The sequence below is a fragment of the Lysinibacillus sphaericus genome, assembly GCF_006864135.1.
GTDB lineage: Bacteria > Bacillota > Bacilli > Bacillales_A > Planococcaceae > Lysinibacillus.
In genome coordinates this window covers 273,807-294,594 of the sequence record NZ_SADV01000005.1, presented here as the reverse complement: position 1 = coordinate 294,594, position 20,788 = coordinate 273,807, and the positions used below count along the sequence as shown (strand labels likewise).

The 20,788-nt window shown below is 34.9% G+C and carries 21 protein-coding genes and 1 pseudogene; 15 read left to right on the top strand and 7 right to left on the bottom strand.

The genetic code is table 11. The features are described 5' to 3' along the window. The first annotated feature begins 397 nt into the window (after positions 1-397). Together C7Y47_RS08990 and C7Y47_RS08985 are read left to right on the top strand one after the other, a co-directional pair. Entirely contained in the window at positions 398-1,099 is a 702-nt protein-coding gene (locus C7Y47_RS08990) for a response regulator transcription factor (RefSeq protein ID WP_142508458.1), read from the top strand. Further along, positions 1,083-2,600, top strand: coding sequence for an ATP-binding protein (locus C7Y47_RS08985; protein ID WP_436970100.1), 1,518 nt, complete (start codon positions 1,083-1,085; stop codon positions 2,598-2,600). Before C7Y47_RS08990 ends, C7Y47_RS08985 begins: the two co-directional genes overlap by 17 nt. 38 nt (positions 2,601-2,638) lie before the next feature. Here C7Y47_RS08985 and C7Y47_RS08980 read toward each other — a convergent pair whose 3' ends face one another. Next, positions 2,639-2,947 carry a hypothetical protein gene (locus C7Y47_RS08980; protein WP_142508457.1) on the bottom strand — a complete coding sequence of 103 codons (309 nt, stop codon included), beginning with the start codon at positions 2,945-2,947 and terminating at the stop codon, positions 2,639-2,641. Positions 2,948-3,664: 717 nt separating this feature from the next. On the opposite strand from C7Y47_RS08980, the gene C7Y47_RS25590 reads away from it, so the two are divergent. From C7Y47_RS25590 to C7Y47_RS08945, 6 genes are all read left to right on the top strand, one after another. Then, positions 3,665-4,186, top strand: coding sequence for a hypothetical protein (locus C7Y47_RS25590; protein WP_255505100.1), 522 nt, complete (start codon positions 3,665-3,667; stop codon positions 4,184-4,186). 116 nt (positions 4,187-4,302) lie between these two features. Continuing rightward, complete coding sequence (locus tag C7Y47_RS08965) at positions 4,303-5,397, top strand: sensor histidine kinase (protein ID WP_142508456.1); 1,095 nt, start codon at positions 4,303-4,305, stop codon at positions 5,395-5,397. Further along, on the top strand, positions 5,398-6,042 hold the full coding sequence (locus C7Y47_RS08960) for a response regulator (RefSeq protein ID WP_142508455.1): 645 nt from the start codon (positions 5,398-5,400) through the stop codon (positions 6,040-6,042). A gap of 148 nt (positions 6,043-6,190) precedes the next feature. After that, positions 6,191-7,123, top strand: a complete 933-nt coding sequence (locus C7Y47_RS08955; RefSeq protein ID WP_142508454.1) for an ABC transporter ATP-binding protein — start codon at positions 6,191-6,193, stop codon at positions 7,121-7,123. Positions 7,124-7,135: 12 nt separating this feature from the next. Beyond that, the gene (locus C7Y47_RS08950; RefSeq protein WP_142508453.1) at positions 7,136-8,389 is read left to right on the top strand and encodes an ABC transporter permease; all 1,254 of its coding nucleotides are present in this window, start codon (positions 7,136-7,138) and stop codon (positions 8,387-8,389) included. Further along, the gene (locus C7Y47_RS08945) at positions 8,386-9,486 is read left to right on the top strand and encodes an ABC transporter permease (RefSeq protein ID WP_185903441.1); all 1,101 of its coding nucleotides are present in this window, start codon (positions 8,386-8,388) and stop codon (positions 9,484-9,486) included. The genes C7Y47_RS08950 and C7Y47_RS08945 overlap by 4 nt, the downstream gene beginning before the upstream one ends. Positions 9,487-9,651: 165 nt before the next feature. Here the strand turns inward: C7Y47_RS08945 and C7Y47_RS08940 are convergent, their stop codons facing one another. Next, entirely contained in the window at positions 9,652-10,512 is an 861-nt protein-coding gene (locus tag C7Y47_RS08940) for a YitT family protein (RefSeq protein WP_142508451.1), read from the bottom strand. 34 nt (positions 10,513-10,546) lie between these two features. Beyond that, positions 10,547-11,086, bottom strand: a complete 540-nt coding sequence (locus C7Y47_RS08935) for a helix-turn-helix domain-containing protein (protein WP_142508450.1) — start codon at positions 11,084-11,086, stop codon at positions 10,547-10,549. A gap of 177 nt (positions 11,087-11,263) precedes the next feature. Here C7Y47_RS08935 and C7Y47_RS08930 point away from each other — a divergent pair, with 177 nt between their 5' ends. From C7Y47_RS08930 to C7Y47_RS08915, 4 genes are all read left to right on the top strand, one after another. Next, the gene (locus tag C7Y47_RS08930; RefSeq protein WP_142508449.1) at positions 11,264-11,515 is read left to right on the top strand and encodes a PLD nuclease N-terminal domain-containing protein; all 252 of its coding nucleotides are present in this window, start codon (positions 11,264-11,266) and stop codon (positions 11,513-11,515) included. Beyond that, positions 11,499-12,401 carry an ABC transporter ATP-binding protein gene (locus C7Y47_RS08925; protein WP_142508448.1) on the top strand — a complete coding sequence of 301 codons (903 nt, stop codon included), beginning with the start codon at positions 11,499-11,501 and terminating at the stop codon, positions 12,399-12,401. The genes C7Y47_RS08930 and C7Y47_RS08925 overlap by 17 nt, the downstream gene beginning before the upstream one ends. Before the next feature lie 4 nt (positions 12,402-12,405). Beyond that, entirely contained in the window at positions 12,406-13,185 is a 780-nt protein-coding gene (locus C7Y47_RS08920; RefSeq protein ID WP_142508447.1) for an ABC transporter permease, read from the top strand. A 240-nt stretch (positions 13,186-13,425) separates the two neighbouring features. Further along, a complete protein-coding gene (locus tag C7Y47_RS08915) occupies positions 13,426-13,809 on the top strand; it encodes a GntR family transcriptional regulator (protein ID WP_142508446.1) in 384 nt (127 codons plus the stop codon). 41 nt (positions 13,810-13,850) lie between these two features. On the opposite strand, the gene C7Y47_RS08910 is transcribed toward C7Y47_RS08915, so the two are convergent. The 4 genes and pseudogenes from C7Y47_RS08910 to C7Y47_RS25580 all read right to left on the bottom strand — a co-directional run bounded on the left by C7Y47_RS08910 (position 13,851) and on the right by C7Y47_RS25580 (position 16,148). Next, positions 13,851-14,402, bottom strand: a complete 552-nt coding sequence (locus C7Y47_RS08910) for a GNAT family N-acetyltransferase (protein WP_142508445.1) — start codon at positions 14,400-14,402, stop codon at positions 13,851-13,853. A 30-nt stretch (positions 14,403-14,432) separates the two neighbouring features. Further along, positions 14,433-14,893: pseudogene (locus C7Y47_RS25585) on the bottom strand (hypothetical protein); the annotation flags it as partial. A gap of 92 nt (positions 14,894-14,985) precedes the next feature. Next, the gene (locus C7Y47_RS08900) at positions 14,986-15,888 is read right to left on the bottom strand and encodes a DUF418 domain-containing protein (protein WP_255505099.1); all 903 of its coding nucleotides are present in this window, start codon (positions 15,886-15,888) and stop codon (positions 14,986-14,988) included. After that, positions 15,852-16,148, bottom strand: a complete 297-nt coding sequence (locus tag C7Y47_RS25580; RefSeq protein WP_255505098.1) for a hypothetical protein — start codon at positions 16,146-16,148, stop codon at positions 15,852-15,854. The genes C7Y47_RS08900 and C7Y47_RS25580 overlap by 37 nt, the downstream gene beginning before the upstream one ends. A gap of 740 nt (positions 16,149-16,888) precedes the next feature. On the opposite strand from C7Y47_RS25580, the gene C7Y47_RS08895 reads away from it, so the two are divergent. The 3 genes from C7Y47_RS08895 to C7Y47_RS08885 all read left to right on the top strand — a co-directional run bounded on the left by C7Y47_RS08895 (position 16,889) and on the right by C7Y47_RS08885 (position 20,436). Next, positions 16,889-17,590: a response regulator transcription factor gene (locus C7Y47_RS08895; protein WP_142508444.1), complete on the top strand. Its 702-nt coding sequence runs from the start codon at positions 16,889-16,891 to the stop codon at positions 17,588-17,590. Beyond that, complete coding sequence (locus tag C7Y47_RS08890; protein WP_142508443.1) at positions 17,587-19,227, top strand: sensor histidine kinase; 1,641 nt, start codon at positions 17,587-17,589, stop codon at positions 19,225-19,227. The genes C7Y47_RS08895 and C7Y47_RS08890 overlap by 4 nt, the downstream gene beginning before the upstream one ends. Before the next feature lie 300 nt (positions 19,228-19,527). Then, a complete protein-coding gene (locus C7Y47_RS08885) occupies positions 19,528-20,436 on the top strand; it encodes a DMT family transporter (RefSeq protein ID WP_142508442.1) in 909 nt (302 codons plus the stop codon). The last annotated feature ends 352 nt before the right edge of the window (positions 20,437-20,788 follow it).

Sequence of the window (20,788 nt, the reverse complement as noted above, 5' to 3'; positions counted from 1 at the left end):
AGGCTAAAAGCATCACATCCTGTGATAACGCCTTCGTGACCAACATCGTGTTGGCCCGAGACCCTGCAGCGCAGCGGATGTTTTCTGTGCGAAAGCGTAGTGTTAACGTAGCGGCAGCACCAAATGTTTTCTGTAGCGAAAGCGAAGCGTCAGCTACAAATGTTTTGACTGTGCGAAAGCGAAGCGACAGCAACAACAAAAGCGGCTCATCGGACGCCCTCAGGAAGCTCTGCTCTGCGCGAAAGCGAAGCGTCAGCGGCAAATGTTCTCTGTAGCGAAAGCAAAGCGACAGCTACAAAGCGCCCAGTCGGAACGGAAATCAACCACACGTTATGGTACTAGGTCTGATTAATATACAACCTGATAGTTTAATATATTTTGAAATTGGTGGGATTAGATGACTCAAGAAACAATACTTATAGTTGATGATGAAAAAGAGATTAGAAATCTTATTGCAATTTATTTAAAAAATGAGGGCTATGATGTTCTAGAAGCAAGTGATGGAGAGGAAGGCTTAAGTCTTTTAAAGAAGCATCAAGTACATTTAATTGTCCTAGATATTATGATGCCAAAAGTGGATGGCATTGAAATGTGTATGAAGGTAAGGGAAATAGCCGAGATGCCAATTATTATGCTGTCAGCAAAGTCTCAGGATATGGATAAAATCGTTGGATTGTCATTAGGGGCAGATGATTATGTAACAAAACCCTTTAACCCTTTAGAGCTAATTGCGCGCATAAAATCTCAGCTTCGTAGATATATCAAAATGAATCGGCTAGATAGGATGAACGAAAATGAGATAGAGGTTGGTGATATGCGAATCAATACCGACACACATGAAGTAATCGTCAACAATGAAAAAGTGAAACTTACGCCAAGGGAATTTTCAATTCTCGAATTACTTGCAAGAAATCAAGGCATTGTAATGAGTGCTGAGCAAATTTATGAAAAGGTTTGGAAGGAAGAGGCTATACAGTCTGAAAATACGGTAATGGTACATATACGGAAGATTCGAGAAAGGATTGAGACAACACCAAGAAATCCTCAATATATTAAAACAGTATGGGGAGTAGGTTATAAAATTGAGAAAGATCATTAAGCCAATACTTTTCTTATTAAACAAACTAAAAATGTTCTTTGTAACTGCTATAACAAAAGTTCGGCGAAGCATTAGAATTCAATTATTGACGACTTTTATTCTTTGTGCATTTTTAGGTTTACTTGGAGCAAAAGCCGCACTTTCGTTTGCTTTGAATATCAACCCGGCAGTTAAGATTGATTATAGTCAAGGGATGCAGGAAATAAATGATCAAGCGCAGCGTGCTGCAGATCTGGCCAGCAATGAAAATAGTTTAGAAGCATTACAGCAAATGATTGAATCAGAAAATCATAAATTTGAAATGGAACAAAGTGCATTAAAAGTAATCGTTACCGATGAGAACGGAAAGGTTTTATACAAAACAAAGCAAGTGGAAGAGAAACAAATCAATTTGCATTATAAGATTCGGAATGTAATGGACTTTGCGATTAACCATCCACTCAATAATTATGAGGTACCAGCAATCGAGCAATTGAGGCAAGAATTCATTGCATTTTATCCTTTAACTATAGAAGATAAAAACTTATATTTGTTTGTCAGCGGTATTCCTGAAGGGATGGTTATCGCAAGTTCGAATGAGGGCCTTATCCCATTATTTAGTGCAATTGTTGTTTTTACATTTTCATTCTTATACATAACGAAACGAAAAATGAATCAAATTGAGTTGTTGGCGGAGGGGGTTATGGAAATCGCTAAAGGAAATTTAGCCTATCGCATTAAGAAAAAAGGGCAAGATGAGATTGCTGTTTTAACAGACAATGTAAATCATATGGCCGAAGCAATTATGACGAATATAGAGATGGAACGAAGGATTGAAAAACAAAAAAATGAATTGATTACTAATGTCTCGCATGACCTACGAACACCACTTACTTCGATTATGGGTTATTTAAGATTGTTAAGAGATGAAAAGTACGACACGAAGGAGCAATATGATGAGTATGTAAAGATTGCTTTCTCAAAATCCGAACAGTTAAAGAACCTGATTGAAGATTTATTTGAATATACGAAGCTAACGAATGAGAACATTGTCCTTGGGCAACAAGATATATGTATGAATGAGCTTCTCGATCAGTTAATTGAGGAGTTGATTCCGCAAGCGGAGGAAAACCATCGTACATTTATTAAAAATTTCTCAGAGGAGCGGATCTTTGCGACAGTAGATTCTGAAAAAATTGTCAGGGTCTTTGATAATTTACTAATGAATGCCATTAAATATAGTAAAGGTGACGGTGAAATTTTTGTTTCGCTTGAAAGAAAAGAAAGTTTTGTTCAAATCTGTGTTGCAAATGAAAGTAATGAATTTACATCCGAAGAGCTAATGAGCTTATTTGAGCGATTTTATAAAAAAGATCAATCTAGAACAAGCGTAGCGGAAGGTTCAGGACTTGGACTTGCTATTGCAAAGAGCATTGTAGAACTACACGGTGGCAAAATTGACGCGAAGTATAAGGATGGTACGCTGCAGTTTATCATCGAACTTCCTGTTACAGCTTTATAATAAATAGCAAGGTAGCATTAGTGCAATGCTACCATTTTTCACGGGTGAATTAGTTGCTCAATAGTAAGAATATGTTTGGTATTAGAATGGGGGAGGCTCTTTTGTAAGTGCAGAAAAATATTTTTGTCTTTAATAATAATTTGAATTTCTGTATAGCTATATTGTTTTTGGACTTCTTGAACATATTCTGTAATTTTCAATAAATGACGTGGGTCTTTTATTTCTACTTCTACAAAAAAGGGCAGCGTTAATTGATGTAAACTTAAACAACCGCGACGAATCCAAATCGCTTCATTATCGTAATAACGGATAGGTAATTGGCGATTACTTGCGATAAATAAGTCCATTTATGTCTCCTTTTTTATATCATGATGTTAATAGTGACGGATAGAACGATCAAAGTGACGGATAGAATCATCAAAGTGACGAATCGTCAAAGTGATGGATAGAACCATCAAAACGATGGATAGAATCGTCAAAGTGACGGATAGAACCGTCAAAGTGATGGATAGAACTATCAAAGTGATGGATAGAACCATCAAAACGATGGATAGAATCGTCAAAATGATGGATAGAGAACCCTCAAAGACAGATACGCATATATCAATCGTCTTTAGAAAATATTTTAACGCAATTGATTGTACTTCGTCATCTTACAAGTTTATTGAAGAATTTCTTTTCTAATTACGTCAATACTATATGTTATATTTGGCTGTAAAAGGGGGACATTTTGATGAAGAAAATGGTGCTATTTACATTTTGTCTCCTTTTTGCAGTTTGCTTTAGTCCAATATTTGTTCACGCTAAGGAGAACAAGGAAGAAGACTTAAAGAAAATTGTAAGGTAGATTTATGCCATCGAATGCGTCGCTTATAAGCCCTAAAAATCCTTTCTCCACACGGCCAATTCAATTTTATGACTTTGACCACGATGGACAGAAAGAAATAATATTCACTTATAAAATTAAAGTAAAGGATTACCCTTCTCAGTTTGGATCAATAGTGCTAAAAAAACACAATACAGATTGGCGAAAGATTTGGGAAACTAAAACGCAAGGAGTCGATTTGGATTTTTCTGGTTTGGTAGATAGTACTGGTGATGGCACAAAAGAATATTTATTTGGTGTGACAATTGGAGCGGCGATGGGAAGCAATCTGGAAGTGTTCCAATGGATCAATAACTCATTCGAAAAGATTGCTGAAGTTCCTTATCATAAAACGGACTTTGTAAATGGAGTACAAAAAGTTGGTCTAGCAGTTTGGCAAATGTATATTGGTGATAGCTATTTAGTGGATGTACTAAAATGGAATGGTGAAAAGTTGGTCTATAACGAAGTATTATATTCAAATTACTATCCGATCATCGAAATGTTTTATAAAGAAAAAATTTCAAAAATGGATGCCTGGTTTTATTGGTATTGCCTTGCAGATGCCCAAATCAAAGCAAATAAACTTGAAGAAGCATCTAAAGCTATTCAAAAGGGGATTGCATTAGTTAAAAAATTATCAATGGAAGATGTAGTCGAAGACTTTAATGATTTAACTGTAAGGCTGGAGAACAAGAGAACGGATGTCCAAAAACGCTAGACATATTTATGGTAATGTCTAGTGTTTTTTTATTGATATTTGTAAGTGAATACATTTTAAGGAATTGAAAAGATGTATAATAAGTTGAAAATAATAGAATAGGATGGAGTCAATCTATGAACTATTTTCTCTTTCGCAATAGTTGTATATTGCTATTAATGACGATTTTCCTAGTTCACACTTATTACACGGATGCATCATTAACAGCCGCTTTTTTCATCTGTACGGTTATTTTAACTTTATATTTCATCACACCTCTCTTGAAAAAGTTGCGAGTTATAAGTTACATAACGATTGTTCTTATATTATTTTGTAGTGTATTTGTTTCACTTAATATAATGTATGCATTGCCGATTTTGGCTTTCTTTATAATAGAGGGCGCTTTTCTACTACAGGCAAAGTTTTATTATTTTCTTATAGGAATTTTGACTGTAATCGGTATGATATTTGTCCTGTTGCGGTGGCTGCCATTATACGGGATGCTGATGCTGATTGCTCTTTCTCTATGTTCATTGGGGATGAGTCATTACATTCAAGCATACAGTGAAAAAAGTATTTTGTACCAAGAATTATTAGGGCAATATCGTGCATTAAAACGTCTATCAGTTGAGCAAGATCAGCTTGTACGAGCAGAAGAGCGCACAAAAATTGCACGTGATATACACGATTCGGTAGGACATAATTTAACTGCATTACTCATGCAAGCAGAGATGATATCTATTGAGTATGGGTATGACGCGTTAGATGATATTAAGCAATTAGCGCGTAAAAGTTTAAACGAAACAAGGTATGCGGTTCGGCAATTAAAATCGAGCGAGGCATATGGCATTACATCGGTGCTACACTTAATTCGCAGGCTAGAGATGGAAAGTCGTTTACATATTCGTTTTACTATTGAAAAGGGAGTGCTGTCATTACCCATTTCCAATAAGCAAAGCATAGTGCTTTATCGCGTTTTACAAGAATGTTTAACAAATGCGATGAAATATAGTGATTCAAAGGAAGTCGACATCATTTTAGGGAAAGATTCATTACAACATATTAGCTTTCAAGTTAAAAACAAATCAATGAAACAGACACCGCTTGTTCATGGTTTTGGGCTAAAAAATATGACTGAACGAATACAGGAAATTGGCGGAGAGTTACGCATACATAAAACGGAGCAACAATTTATAGTTGATGGATCTTTTCCGATGAAGGGGAGAGTTTGAATGAAAAAACGAATTTTACTAGTGGAAGATCAAACTATTGTACGAAATGGTCTGAAAATGATGATTGAGCAAGATGAGACATTGCAAATTACGGCAGAAGCGAGCAATGGGCGGGATGCTTTAGTATTACTTGAGAAAGTATATGTCGATCTTGTGTTAATGGATATACGCATGCCAGAGATGAGTGGAATAGAGGCGACAAAGCATATACGCAGTCATTTTCCACATGTAAAAATACTGATTTTGACAACATTTGATGATGAAGAGTATGCCTTCCAAACATTAAAAGATGGTGCAAGCGGCTTTCTTGTCAAGTCGTCCGAACCAGCAAAGCTAATAGCGAGCATTCATAGTGTATTAGATGGGGGCATGGTTATTCAAGAAGATGTTGCTGCCAAGCTAATGCCTAAGTTGTTGCAACAAACGACTGCAAAAGTCTCAACACCACAGCTTTCTACGCTAACAGAGCGTGAATTAACGATTATTCAATTAATTGGGGAGGGTAAAACGAATAAAGAAATTGCGGATTCGTTATTTTTATCGGTTGGTACAGTGAAAAATCATCTTACACATATTTTACAGAAACTTGCACTACGAGATCGGACCCAGTTAGCGATCTATGCTGTACGGAATGGAATTGTGTAAAGCATGATATAAGCATTCATAATGCATTTCATTTGGCAAACCTTATTCGCCCGGTATAAAAAATGACTTCAGTCACTGCCTTTTATGACGGAAGCTAGTCGTCTAGTCAATATGCAACTGCTATTCTTTAGAGAAAGGGGGCCGTTGAATGATCGAAGTAGTTAATCTAACAAAAACATTTAAAAAAGTAAACGCTGTAGATGATGTGAGCCTTTACATTGAGCCTGGCGAAATTGTAGGACTTCTTGGACCGAATGGCGCTGGAAAATCAACGACAATTGCGATGATGTCGACTTTGATTCAACCAACAGCTGGTGATGTCTTATTACAGCATAAAAGCATTTTAAAAAATCCAACTTCCTTACGTAAAGTACTAGGGGTTGTACCGCAAGAAATTGCCTTGTATGAGGAAATGACAGCACGTGAGAATTTGGAGTTTTTTGGGAACGTCTATAAAATTCCGCATTTGAAATTGCAGGAACGGGTTCGTCTAGTACTTACACAAATCGGACTCGAAAATGAATCGAAAAAACTTGTTAAACATTTTTCTGGCGGGATGAAAAGACGTTTAAATATTGGTGTTGCCTTACTTCATGAGCCTGAATATTTAATTATGGATGAGCCGACAGTTGGCATTGACCCGCAATCGAGAAAGTATATTTTAGAAACTGTGAAGAGGCTGAATAAAGAGGCCAATACAGCGATTATTTATACGAGTCATTACATGGAGGAAGTCGAGTATTTATGTGATCGCATTTATATTATGGATAAAGGGCATATAATTGCAACTGGTAAAAAGGAAGAAATTAAGGCGATATTATCTTCAGAAAAAACGATTGTCTTAAAGCTAGAAAAGCATTCAAATGATTTTGTTGATGTGCTTATGAAACAAGGCTTTTTATCTAATTTCCAGGTAAAGGATGCGGATATTTCCTTTAGTGTAGCGAAAAATACTAATTTCCTTCCGATGTTATTACCTTTATGTGAGAAGCATGACATAGTTCTTAAAAGTTTTCATGTCAAAGAGCCGACATTGGAAGATGTGTTTTTACATTTAACTGGTAGAGCATTAAGGAATTAGGGGGGATCCGTGATGTTTTTAGCACTTATTCGCAAACAGTTAAAAGTATTGTGGCGTCACCCTCAAGAGTTGGTGATTTTACTAGTAATGCCGATAGGCCTTATATCTATAATAAGTTTTGCGATCGGCTCATTAATGGATGGGGATAATAGTCCAATTAATGTAAAGGTTGCGATTGTAGAACATGAGGATGAGCAGCAAGAGTTAGCGGCATTTTTGCAGGAATCACAAGGTGAGCTGAGGACTGATGTACATTCACGGGAAAGCCTTAAACAAATGCTACCCATTTCTATGCTCTTGCAATTGCTAGAGCAGGAGGATATGCGACAATTTATTACTGTCTCTCAGATTGCTTCAAGTGATATGGATGCGCTTAAAAAAGAAGGAGAGTACGATGTAATACTTGAAATACCAGCTGGATTTACAAAGCAATTTTATACATCACTTTTCGCGAAAGGAGATATTCCAGCCTTACATGTGTATTTAAACGAACAGAAAGAAATTGCTTCAACGATTGTACAAAATATTTTAAAGTCATTTCAATATCAATATTCGCTTATGGCAGAGCTTAGTTCAAAAGGGTTATTAACGCGGGATGTTATATTACCAAAAGCAGATATTTCATCTACCGTTCAGACAGTGAATCAACAGGAGCCCGTCTCAACGAGTGTATATTATACGTTTAGTATGACTGTCATGTTTATTTTATATATAGCAGGGACAATCGCCAGTCAAGCATTTTTAGAAAAACATATGCATATTTTTGATCGTATTTTACTAGCAAATATCCATCCGATCATTTATTTATTAGCGGTTATTGTTTCAACTGTTATTTTGTCATTCATTCAAGTGTCCATTGTATTTGTAGTTGTCTATCTTATGCTTGATATTTCATTTGTACAATTGCCTTTACATTTACTCGTGACATTGATGCTGGCAATTGTTGTTGGGAGTATTGCTGCATTACTATCAGCGGCTAACTACCGCTTTAATTCGGCAGAGTTTTCTAATGTGTTTGGTTCAGTTATCGTATCAATTTTAGCTTTATTTGGTGGTAGCTTCTTTAATTTAAGTACCTTTGCACCAACTCTTGCGAAAATTGGGAGCTGGACACCGAATGGGGCAGCCTTACAAAGTTATTTAACGATACAGCAAGGTGGAGGGCTTGGCCAGATTTCATCTTATTTATGGATATTAACGGCTGTAGCAGTGGTTTGTACAACAATCGCCTTTTTATTGTTCCCGAGAAGAGGTGGTATTGCATGATAAATATACTCAAGACAAAATTTTTATTATTAAAAAGAAAGCCTAGTTCATTAATCTTAACTACTATTATTATATGTCTTTATGCGTATTTGATAGGGCAAGGACAACAAACAAAGCAGCCGATTGCAGTCCATTCGACTTTAAGTGAGGAAATGACAAAGCAAGTATTGACTGAGTTAGAAAGTAATAAAAATTACGAATTTACGATTTATAGTGAGGATGAAGCAACAGATTTAGTTGAAACGGGTAAAGTCGATGTAGCAATTTTATTACAGGAAGCCGGCTATAAGTTACTGGTGGCTGTTGATTTTATGAATTCCAAATTGGTTCAACATGAACTAGACCGAATTTATAGTCAGGTGGTTCAAAATGATGCGATGATAAAAGCTTTTCCTACAGATTTGCAGGATGAGGTAACAAGTGCAATCGCAGTAGCGAAAACAGCTCCATCATTTGATATTCAGTATGCAAACTTTGCCAATGAAAAAGGATTTAAATGGGACTCTGGACTTCACACTCTATTTGGCTTTGCACTGTTTATGGTTATTTATACGGTATCCAACGGTGTCAATCATATCGTCATGGAGCGTAGAAATGGTATTTGGAATCGTTTAACGGTTTCAAATATTAGTAAATGGAAAGTATATGCCGCCAATCTAGCTTATGCGTTTTTAATAGGCTATCTTCAAATCGTATTAGTATTTTGCATTTTTTATTTTGGGGTTGGTGTAGAGTTTTACGGAGGGTTTGTAGCAAGTTTAATCGCAGTCATACCGTATCTATTGTGTATCGTTGCACTATCCATATTTATCGCCTCAATTACGAATACACCTAGTATATTTAATACAGTGATGGCGTTTCTTGCAGTACCATTTGCGATGCTAGGTGGCGCTTACTGGCCATTAGAAATCGTTACTTCTAAAGTAATTTTAGCTCTATCTTATATTTCGCCAATCACATATAGTTTAGAGATTTTAAAAGGTGTGACGATTAATGCTAGTTCTTATGTAGAGTTATTACAACCTTTAAGCCTACTATTATTTATGACAGTCGTATTTATGGGCATTGGAATTAGTGTCATGGAGAAGAAAAGCTAAAATTTAGCGAATTCCTTGCCAAAAGTTAGCAATCTCCCGTAATGAAAAAAATGTAATACCTGTTTAAGTTCGTTTGTATATTTAGTCATAAAAAGCTGCATCCCCATTGTTAGATATGTAACAATGGGGATGCAGTTATGAACGACTTACTTTCTTACCTTTTGTTTAGTGGATATCACGTTTTTTGAAGTTACCACCACGTACCTCTGATACATCAGAAATAACTACAAAGGCACTTTCATCGATATCTTTAATAATCGACACAAGTTTATTTTCTTCCATACGGTTAATGACACAGTTTAATATATCCGTTGGTTCATTAGAAAAACCGCCACGCCCTTTTGTATATGTAACACCACGTCCTAAACGAGCTTGTATCGCATCCCCAATTTCCTCTGATTTTGCACTGACAACACGAACATCTTTTGATTTTTCTAAACCTACTTGAATAATATCGATAACGTTTTTCGCAATATAGTACGTTAAAGCTGAGTATAATGCGCTCTCTAAGCCAAAAATAAAGCTTGCCCCTAAGAAAATAAAGGCATTAATAAATAATATAATATCCCCGACTGAAAACGGAATTTTACGTGATAGCAATACGGCTAAAACCTCAGAGCCATCTAAAGCCCCACCGTTACGTAAGACAATCCCAATTCCAACACCTAGTAGCATACCACCAGATAAAACAATTAATAACGGATCATTTGGACCTAAAATTGTTTTAACATCATGCATAAGAACTGTGGAAATAGAAAGAGCTGCTATCCCAGTACAACTCATCAATGCAAAAGTTTTACCTACTTGTTTGTAGCCAATCCAAATAAAAGGAATATTTAATACAAAGAGCAGTACGCCTAATGGAATACCAAAGAGGTGTGCTCCCATAATACTAATACCTGTCACGCCACCATCAATGACATCGTTTGGTATTAATACCGCTTCTAGTCCATATGCTGCGATGATGGCGCCAACTATAATCATGATAAATTTTCGTGTGTTTTCAACTGTCTTTCTTCTTTTCATAAATCTTCTCCATTTCTTTACGTAAAAATATTACTTAAGGTTTTGGAATAATATTTATAGCAATTGTTTTTGTCTCAGTCTCTTTGCTTGAGTCGGCCATATTATAGTATTTAATTATTAAATCGTTTAATTCATTTTCAAAACTCATAAATTGATTAGTCGTTAATGTCAAATCGATAAATGAGAAAGTTGCTAAATCTGCAAGTCTTTCTTCTTCATCAAGTAAATTTAAATAATTTTGATATTGAGATAGTAAAGCTAATTGATAGTTAGAAACATAATTTAATTTTTGCTTGATTGTTAGTTGTGTCCAATCCTCCTGACTTAGTTTTTCTGCTCCTTCATTTAATGCATAAAATTTTTCTGTGACAGAACGTACTTTTCGCTCTTTCACAATTTTTATGATGTTTTCATCCATTAAAATTTGGATGTGACGATACAAAGTAGCTTGAGGTACATCCTTTATAATAGAAATCATCTCCAAAGTGCTTAAGCCTTCTTCTTTATCGTGCATTAGAGCTTGTAAAATTTTCATTCTCACAGGGTGCATTAAAACCTCTGCTTTATTCCGCATAAAAACGATCCTCCTATCAAATGGAATCAAGGGAAGCAATCAATGTTATCAATATGAGAACATTATCAATAAATATACTATATATATTTTATACAGATGTACAGTAGAAAGGTAATGAAATTATTTACATCTTCTGTTATCATTATCGATAATGATAATGAATAGGAGGTTTTAGAAATGAAATTACACTATGGTTTTGATGATTTAAGCCAATTGGATTGGGCAAGTATACTTCCAATCATTTTGCCATTTTTATTCGTAGGATTTGTTCTAATCATTGTTGCTTTATTCGATTTATATCGGCACCGAGATACGCGAGAAAACATACTGATGTGGACAATTATTATTTTGTTCTGTAACTCAATTGGTTCTGTTCTATACTTCATTATTGGTAGAAAGGATGTAAATAAACGTGCGCTTAGAGATTAAAAATATTACGAAAAAGTTTAAACAAAAAACAGCCGTGAATGATTTTTCAATGGTCATTGATTCCAATGAGTGTGTTGGATTAATTGGACCAAATGGAGCGGGGAAATCTACGTTAATTCAAATCATTGCAGACATTCTGAATGCAGACAAAGGTGAAATTCTTCTTGATGGTCAAAAGATTTCATCTATGAGAAATCAAATTGGTTATTTACCTCAGTATCCTAATTTTTTCTCATGGATGACAGCATTTGAAACATTGTCCTTTATGGGAACACTTTCAGGCATATCAAAAAGTGAATTGCAGCAAGAAATTCCATTACTTTTAGAAAAGGTAGGCTTAGGGAAAGAAGCACATATTCATGTCGGGACATTTTCAGGTGGTATGAAGCAACGTCTCGGCATTGCACAAGCATTGTTGCATAAGCCGGCTTTAATGATTATGGATGAACCGGTATCAGCGCTAGATCCAATAGGAAGAAGAGAAGTGTTAAATTTATTAAAAGAAATAAAAAAAGAAACGACAGTTTTAATATCAACGCACATATTGAGCGATGCGGAGGAAATTTGTGAGCGCTTTATAATGATTAAAAATGGTCACAAAATAGAAGATGCTACAAAATCAGAGTTACTTGAGCGCCATCAAGAATCAGTTATCTTTTTAATGATTCGCAAGGCAGATTTTCAATGGTTAACAATGGTTGAACATTTAAAATATGTAAAGAAAATCGAAAGCTGTGGAGATGGCTTCAAAATACACGTTGAAAATTTGGAAACAGATGCTAATCGATTAATACAGCACGGACTGGATTCAAAAGTGATGTTTACTAAATTTGAAGTGGGTATTCAAGACAATCTAGAAGAAATATTTTTAGAATTGGTGGTGTAAGTGAATGAGTGCTTTTATTGCATTAAGCAAAAAAGAGGTACATCAAATGGCAAGGGAGTTTAAAATATTGTGGCTTCCAATTGTATTTATTTTACTAGGGTTAACACAACCGATAATGATGTATTATTTACCTGTTATTTTACAATCAGCGGGTGGTGTTCAAGGTATCACAATTGATCCTACGATGGCAAAGCCTGTGGGACAGGAGGTACTTGCCTCAACATTAAGTTCACAGTTTGATCAGCTAGGCATTATTATTCTAGTCGTTGCCACTATGAGCATTATTCAAGGGGAAAAAGCAAATGGCATGATGGCATTTATTCTAACAAGGCCAGTTTCGATAGCATCTTATTTGAATAGTAAAATCATCATCCATTATATATTGGCTGTTATTTGTATAGCTCTTGGCTATGGGGTATCTTACGGCTATTCAGCGTATTTATTTACAACTGTTCCTTTGACACAAACTATGTGGGCTTTAGCGTTCTATTGTGTTTGGCTGTTATTCATCATAACGTTTGTTGCGATGATGAGTACATTTTTTAATAGCCCTGCATTTATAGCACTAATAAGTATCGTTGCCCTATTATTCTGTCGTTTTATCGCTGGACTACATCCATTAATAGACATTGTTAATCCTGCTAGTAATAGTATGTATGCAACAAATATCCTAATGTCGGGTGATGTGGAAACTTTGTATGGCCTCCATATTGTAGGAACACTGCTGTTCGTTTTATTGATGATCATTACTATGCAAAGTTTTATTGCGAAAAAGAAATTTTAACTTCTTTCAGAAAAGTGTTTGGGTAGCGAGAGTGAAATAATATAGAGGGATTCGGGCTAAGAACTTCACATCCTATGAAAACACCTGAGTGACCAACAACATGTACTTCAGAGTTGCATCTTTGACCTGATTCCCAAGGAGTCGCACATCCACTACCATACCAACTTATTTTCATGATATTCGTTTTCACAAATGACATCAACTTTTAGCGATAAGCCATATGAAAGGAAACGTGAACAATTGAATATAAAAATAGATCCAATGAGTAAAATTCCTATTTATCAACAGTTAACCCAGCAACTACTTTTTGAAATAGCGACAGGAGAAATTTGCGAAAATGGTGATCTATTGCCCTCTATTCGTGATTTAGCAGCCGAAACAAACCTTAATCTTCATACCGTTCATAAAAGCTACAAGGAGCTTCAGAAGAAGGGAATAATCGCTATAAAACCTAACTCAAAAGTAACTGTTAATAAGCCTGCTGAAGCAAAAGGTGTTAGCCTTCAACAAATTTCTATAAAGGTAGAACAAATAATGTGTGAAGCGTATGTTTTAGGTATTAGCGAATATCAATTACAGCAGCTGTTTCATGAGAATAGAAGAAAATTTTATATTGAGCCTTAAAAAAAGAGATGACTTCTGCAATGAACAGAAGCCATCTCTTACTAATTAGAGTGAATTTTAGTAAACTCATCTTTGGTCATTCCAAAATAGATCTCGTCATAAAAGGAACCATTTGTATAAATCATATTTCTTAATCGGCCTTCTTCAACAAATCGCAGTTTTTTATGTAGAGCTATAGAAGATGCATTAAAGGAGTAAACACAAATTGTTGCTTTCTGATAGCGAAGTTCAAAGAAATAATGCTTTAAAATCGTTAAAATCATATCTTTTGCATGCCCTTTTCCTCTATGTGGGGGAAATACCGTTATAGCATAGTCAAATGTCCCATTCTTTCCATCACAACCAGAAACCTCAATTGTCCCCACGACATTGTTTGAAGCATCCTCCGCAATCCAGTAAAAATCATCACTGTCAGTAGATGCCCCTTGTGATATTTCATTTATCCATTCTTCAATTTGCTGATTTGTCCGGGGGAAAGCGATTGAATCAAGGTTTTTAAGTATGTCATCATCTAAATTTTCAAATATATGAATGTCTTTAGACTTAGGCGCTCTTAACCGAATTTTTGCTCCGCGCCAATAGGAAACTTTCATTGAACTCATCTACCTTTCTAATTTGTATAGTTAAATTATACCATTATAATTGTGTAGAAAAGAACCACTAAAGAGTTCATTACTTTTACAATGTTTTATTAAAAATACAGCCACAATAGTTGTAATCACAAGGCCAATCGCCACTAGTAATAAATTACGCCATGCAAGTTCGAAGGGGCTAACAGTACAAATAGCAGCAGGGATTAAAACCCAAGGAATTAATGTTCCTCCTCCTGCAAAGATCGCTGTTATTTGCCCTAAAGCTGTTAAAGTAGCAGTACCACCACCAATGCGTTGCCAAACAAACTACCGACGGAATCTGCTAAGGAAATATTTGAGAAGCCAGAATTGTCTATGCCTGTAATGGCGCCAACGACTGCAATTCCCTTTGTTAATGGAACTACAGCAGCTAGGCCCACACCGAGATCGTTGGCAATATCGTGTGAAGCCTCTAGTAATTAGTTACCAATAGTTTGCATAAATCCGGAATCACTAGATAGGGATTAAATAAAAAAAGAGCGATTAAAACATCGCTCTAAAAAATTATAAAGGGCAATTCTTTTCTTAGGTTCTTTGTTCATATCTAACAAACGACTTTTTGAGCTTGCTTTTTTTGCTTTAGATGATTGGGGTATGACCAGTGCGTCCACATATGTAAATTCTGTTCAAATGGACCTCGTTTATTTTTTTTCAAGTAGAAAAAGCTCGCTACACATTGCAAACTATATACAATAAGGCCTAACAAAATGCCATTAAAGACACCAAGTTTTCCATACAACCCAAAGCCATAGCCATAAAAGATAGTCGTACAAATAATGGATTGCATTAAATAATTTGTTAGCGATAGTTTACCAACACATTCAAAGACCTGTGAAATAATAGAGGTATGCCAAAATTTATACAGTAAGGCAGCTAAACATACATACCCTAACGATAATAACATAGCGCCGCCCATCGAAAACATAGGAGAAGAACTATTTTCCATTAGTCCTAGAGACTTGCACAACAGTCCAATTGGTACAAGAAGTACCCCTAGCATATACCACTTTTTCTCCTGCTCCATATGTTCAAATGCACGTATTTTGGCTAGACCCATCCCTACTAAAAATAATGGTAAATGTAAAACTAGTCCAAATATCACTTTAGCCATATAAACTAAAGGATCTTCCATTCCTGGCATTTCAGCATGTTTACGAAAATCATATGTTTCTGCAAAAGTACCATGTACATATGTATAACTTTCTTTTTCAATATAAGTATCAACCCTTTGCTGTTGCTTCATTGAGACCTCACTTGGTCCATATAACAGCACAGTAGAAGTAACAAACAGTATCCCAGCCCAAATAAATGTAGTTTTTGCTTTTCGATTGATAAAAAGAATTAATAAAGGGATCGTTACACCATAAATTACTAAAATATCACCTTCCCAAATTACTGAATGTAGCCAACCTAATGCAATACAATACTCCGACGAAGAATTACCCATCTACTTTTTCTACCTTTTCGGTGTACAGATTCTACTAGTTTCATAAGTGAAAAGCCGAAAAGCAATGTGAAAATCGGCATAAATGAGTCTACAACAAAAACTTTCAAGAAGTACAGTGCACCTTGATCAAGCTGTGATAAATCCCTTACTTCATCCTTTCCTATAATTCCAAATTGAAAAATAAGCAAATTCGCGAGTAATATCCCAAGTAAACTAAATCCTCGCATACAATCAATAAAAGAAATTCGTGTTATTCCCAAAAATGTAACCTCCCAATTCATTATGTTACTATTAGACCAAAGCACCTCTTCGATGTACAACTTCATTGGAGTCTTTCTAGTTGAGTCGGAAACCTAAGCTAAGAGGGCTATTTCTTTTTTCTTTTTATTTTGTCAAAGCTATCAAATATTAAATTAGTAATTGAAAAGACAAATACTTCATAGATAAACGTCAGCATTCTGTTCCCCTCCTTCTGTGCGTCCACAAATGTAAAATCTGTTCAAATGGACCTCGCTTTTTTAGCGCGTTACACATTTCAACCTATATACTTTTCTATGTTTCCAATAAGTAAATTCGCAAGTAATATCCTAAGTGAATTGAATCCTTGCATAAATCAATAATAGAAACTCGTTTTATTTCTAAACATGTAACCTTACTATTTAATATAGTGTAAGTATATGGGCATAACCTTATAGGAAGATAATGAGCATCTTAATAAAGTCTTAAAAACTGAATAAAAGGTTATAAAGTTTTATAAGAGGGATATGACTTTTTATGATGAAAAGATCACTGTTTTATGAGGCTTTTGTTGTATATTCATTTATCATGTAGAGTACAAGCACTAGCTATTAAGGGACGAACCTACGTATTGTATGAATAAAGGAAACACGTTTTTTGATTGCGTTTAATCTCCTTAATTGGTTATCTTATACATAGTGGTTGGTAAAGCTTATTGTGAAATTATGACTACTTTAAATTAATCTTAAAAGAAGGTGATAGTATGCAAGATGCGTCAATTTTAGTATTAGAGGACGAACGTGCAATTGCGGAAATGATTGAAATTATATTAAGGAAAGAGGGGTTTTTAGACATTACACTTTGCTGTACTGTTCAAGAAGCAAAAAATAAAATTAAAGCAAAGGTTTTTGATTTTTATCTATTAGATATTATGCTTCCAGATGGAAGTGGGCTGGATATGGCGAATATGATTCGTGAGCATAGTGAAGCGCCTATATTCTTTTTAACGGCAAAAGGTAGTGATGCAGATAAGCTTCGCGGTTTTATGAACGGTGCAGACGATTATATTACGAAGCCATTTAATCCACTTGAGCTCGTTGCGAGGGTGAAGGTACAGCTTACAAGATATATGAAGAAAAAGATTGGGTCAAAAAGCCATGTATTCACATGTGATGGGTTTACATTTGATATGGATGCAGCAGAGATAACGGTAGATGGTACAAAGGAAATTATTAGTGGGCGATTATTTCACTTACTGAAGTATTTATGTGAAAATGCAGGGCAAGTATTATCGAAGGAGCAAATTTATGAGCGTGTATGGGGTGATTGTTTGTTTGATGATAATACAGTGATGGTACATATTCGAAAACTACGTGAAAAAATTGAAAAGAATCCAGGTAAACCAACTTACATTATAACTGTAAGGGGTATTGGTTATAAACTTGTTGGAGATGTTCTTTCATGAAGCCAGCTAGGAGATTAACGCTTCGTTTTGTGTCTTATTTTAGCATTTTTTATTTACTAATCATTTCAGGCTTTATTATTTGTTTGGTGTTTTTCTTTCAATCTCTCATTGGTCATATGGGTGACAATATTCATACAATGACTTCTTCTGAAATTGAAGATAATGCTGTCATAGAAAAAGGCAAATCCATTAAGCTTGCTGATTATTTAGTGAAGCGAGCTGAAGAGAATGCAGGGCAATTATATTTGTTCAATGAATCGATGGATATTGTTGATTACACAGGAGATTCATGTGAACTATGTGGAATGACAGATAACGAAATAATGACTCTTCAACGCCCGGGGATGCACACATGGGAGATTCCTAAATATTATTTGTTATTTCTACCTATATCATCTGTCCAACCACTTTTTGAGGAGGCACTGCAAAATTGGAAAGCTACAGGGGGAATTTCAAATGTGGTACTCCAGCATTTACAAGATAATAAGGCATCTGTTGAAATCTATAATGAGCAATGGGATAGGATAGAGATCATTGGAGAGCGTAATAAAAAGCTACATAAGCCTCAATTGCTAGAAGAGAAATATGATATTTTTGAACATACAGAGTTTATAGAAAATGCTGCTTTGGAGGATGGCAAGACACTAGTTGTACGGATGCCAAATCCGTCATACAAGCCTTTGGAAGATCCTTTTAAAAATGCAATGTTTTTATTTATTTTCAGCTTCTTTGGTGAAAGTATTATCATGTTAATAGGGGTATTCTTTTTATCAATTAGCATTTCTCGTCAATTTGTTCGCCCGCTTGTGTATATACTATCTCGAATAGAGCGACTTACACAGTTTGATTACAGTGAAGTAAGAGATAAGAAGGTACATCACCGAAAGACAGGTAAATTAAAAAGGAAATTTAAGTTATTTAAGCCAGTTGATGAATCTCTCAATCACTTATCGGAACGTCTTGACTCTAATGAACGGCAAATTAAGCATGCAGAGCAATTACGTGAAGAATGGATAACAGGCTTATCACATGATTTAAAGACACCGTTAAGCTCTATATATGGTTATTCAACCATGCTTGCTTCTAAAGATTATGAGTGGACAAATGAAGAAATGCGCGACTTTGCAACTACAATGCAGGAGAAGGCGACCTACATGGATGCTCTTATACAAGATTTAACCTATACGTACCAATTAAAAAATAAAGCGATCCAGCTTGAAAAAGTGTTATTACCACTCAACATATGGTTACCTCAATATGAAGATGAGCAGGTGTCTGTAAAGGTTTATGGGGATGTTATGCTCGAAGCAGACGAGCTTTTATTAAAGCGCATTTTAGACAATTTAATAACTAATGCTAAAAAATATACGCCTGATGGTACAAAGGTAAGTGTAGAAGCGAAAAATATCGGCAATGAAATTATGCTGACCATTGCTGATAAAGGTCCTGGAATCCCTCAGAAGGAGCTTGATAACCTCTTTGAGCGATATTATCGAGGGACAAATACTACAGACGATACAACGGGTACAGGACTAGGGTTGGCTATTACTAAACAGTTAATCGATTTGCATGATGGAGCCATTAGTGTCCAATCGGGAGCAAGAGGTACAGTTTTTGTGTTGAAATTTAAACATTAAAATATTGTGAATTTGGGCAATACAGATGAAAAACATTCACTCTTGAACAGGCTTGAAGTTGAAGTGTAGTTTTTTAGAGGGTTATCCCTATACGAACAGCTTTTTCATAACTATTTCTCATACATCAATCTATAATTGGACTAAACAAAAAGCTAAAAAAGAAATAGATATAATAGTTATAGTTTTATTAAAAAGATTGATCATTGCCGTTGGTGGACCATGAGGAGATTTTATGTGAAAGGAATCCATATAATATCTAGATAACAAGTAATAAATAGTAAAAAGTAAAGAGGGGGAAAAATGTCACGTAAATTATACTTTGCACTAATTATGTTAAGTCTTATTTGGGGAGGATCTTTCTATTTTTTTAAAATTTTAGTTGCAGATTTCAATCCTTTGGTAGTAGCATTTTTACGGTCAACTTTTGGAGCTGTAACACTTATTGTACTTATACCATTTTTCCGCAAATCTTTTAGCGGGAAAATTCCTATGATTCCTTTGTTTGCTGTAGGAATACTAAATACATTAATTCCATGGACACTTATTTGTTTTAGCGAACAAAAAATGACTAGTAATTTAGCTTCAGTTTTAAATGCAACCCAACCATTATGGACAATGGTTTTAGGAATTCTATTATTTGGTATACATTCTAATCGTAACCAAATAATAGGTCTATGTATTGGATTCATAGGTATTTTAATACTCTCAGATATACATCTATCCAATGTTTTTTCAGTGGATTCATTAAATTTCGTCGCAATGTTGATAGCAACTTTTTGCTATGGTTTAGCGACCCATATAACAAAACGTTATCTAAAAGATATATCTATGTTCCAAATTTCTTTAGGTACATTATTAGTCGGTAGCATATGTAGTGGTGTCATAGTTCTATTTTTAGAAGAGCCAATTCAAATTTTAACTAAAATATCATGGCATCATATAGGTGCATTAATTGGAATAGGTACATTTGGATCAGGTATAGCCTATTTACTTTACTTTTACTTAATTCAAAAAGGAAGTCCTAACTTCGCTTCCATATCTACATACTTAGTGCCAGTATCAGCTATTTTCTGGGGATATTTTCTTTTAAATGAAAATATAAGTTGGAGATTAATCATTGGATTAGTTTTTATACTTATAGGGGTTTATATAACTAGTCAAAAAATCAAATTAAGTACTCCTATTAAAGTTATACAAAAAGAGTCCTAACCGGGGTTTCAGAAGAAGTCCATTTAACTACAATTCCTAGAGCTTGTCAAGATAGTGAAAGTCTTACAGTTTATAATTTCTGGGATTTTTAATCAAACTTTTTAATAAAAACCAAAGTCATAACAAATCAGCCCACGTATTTTGATCAATCTCTATTCAAATCGTGGGTTTCTTCTATATTTTAGATTATCTAAAAACTAAAAAGGATCACTTCAAATTAAGAAATTTAGATATTAGGTAGTAATAGGTCCTCAAGGAATAACTAGTTACTTTCAATTAGAGACCCTTTATAGTAAAAACAAAGCGAGTGCTATTACAGTATTCAGCCTTAGAGTGAGATATGGATATTAAA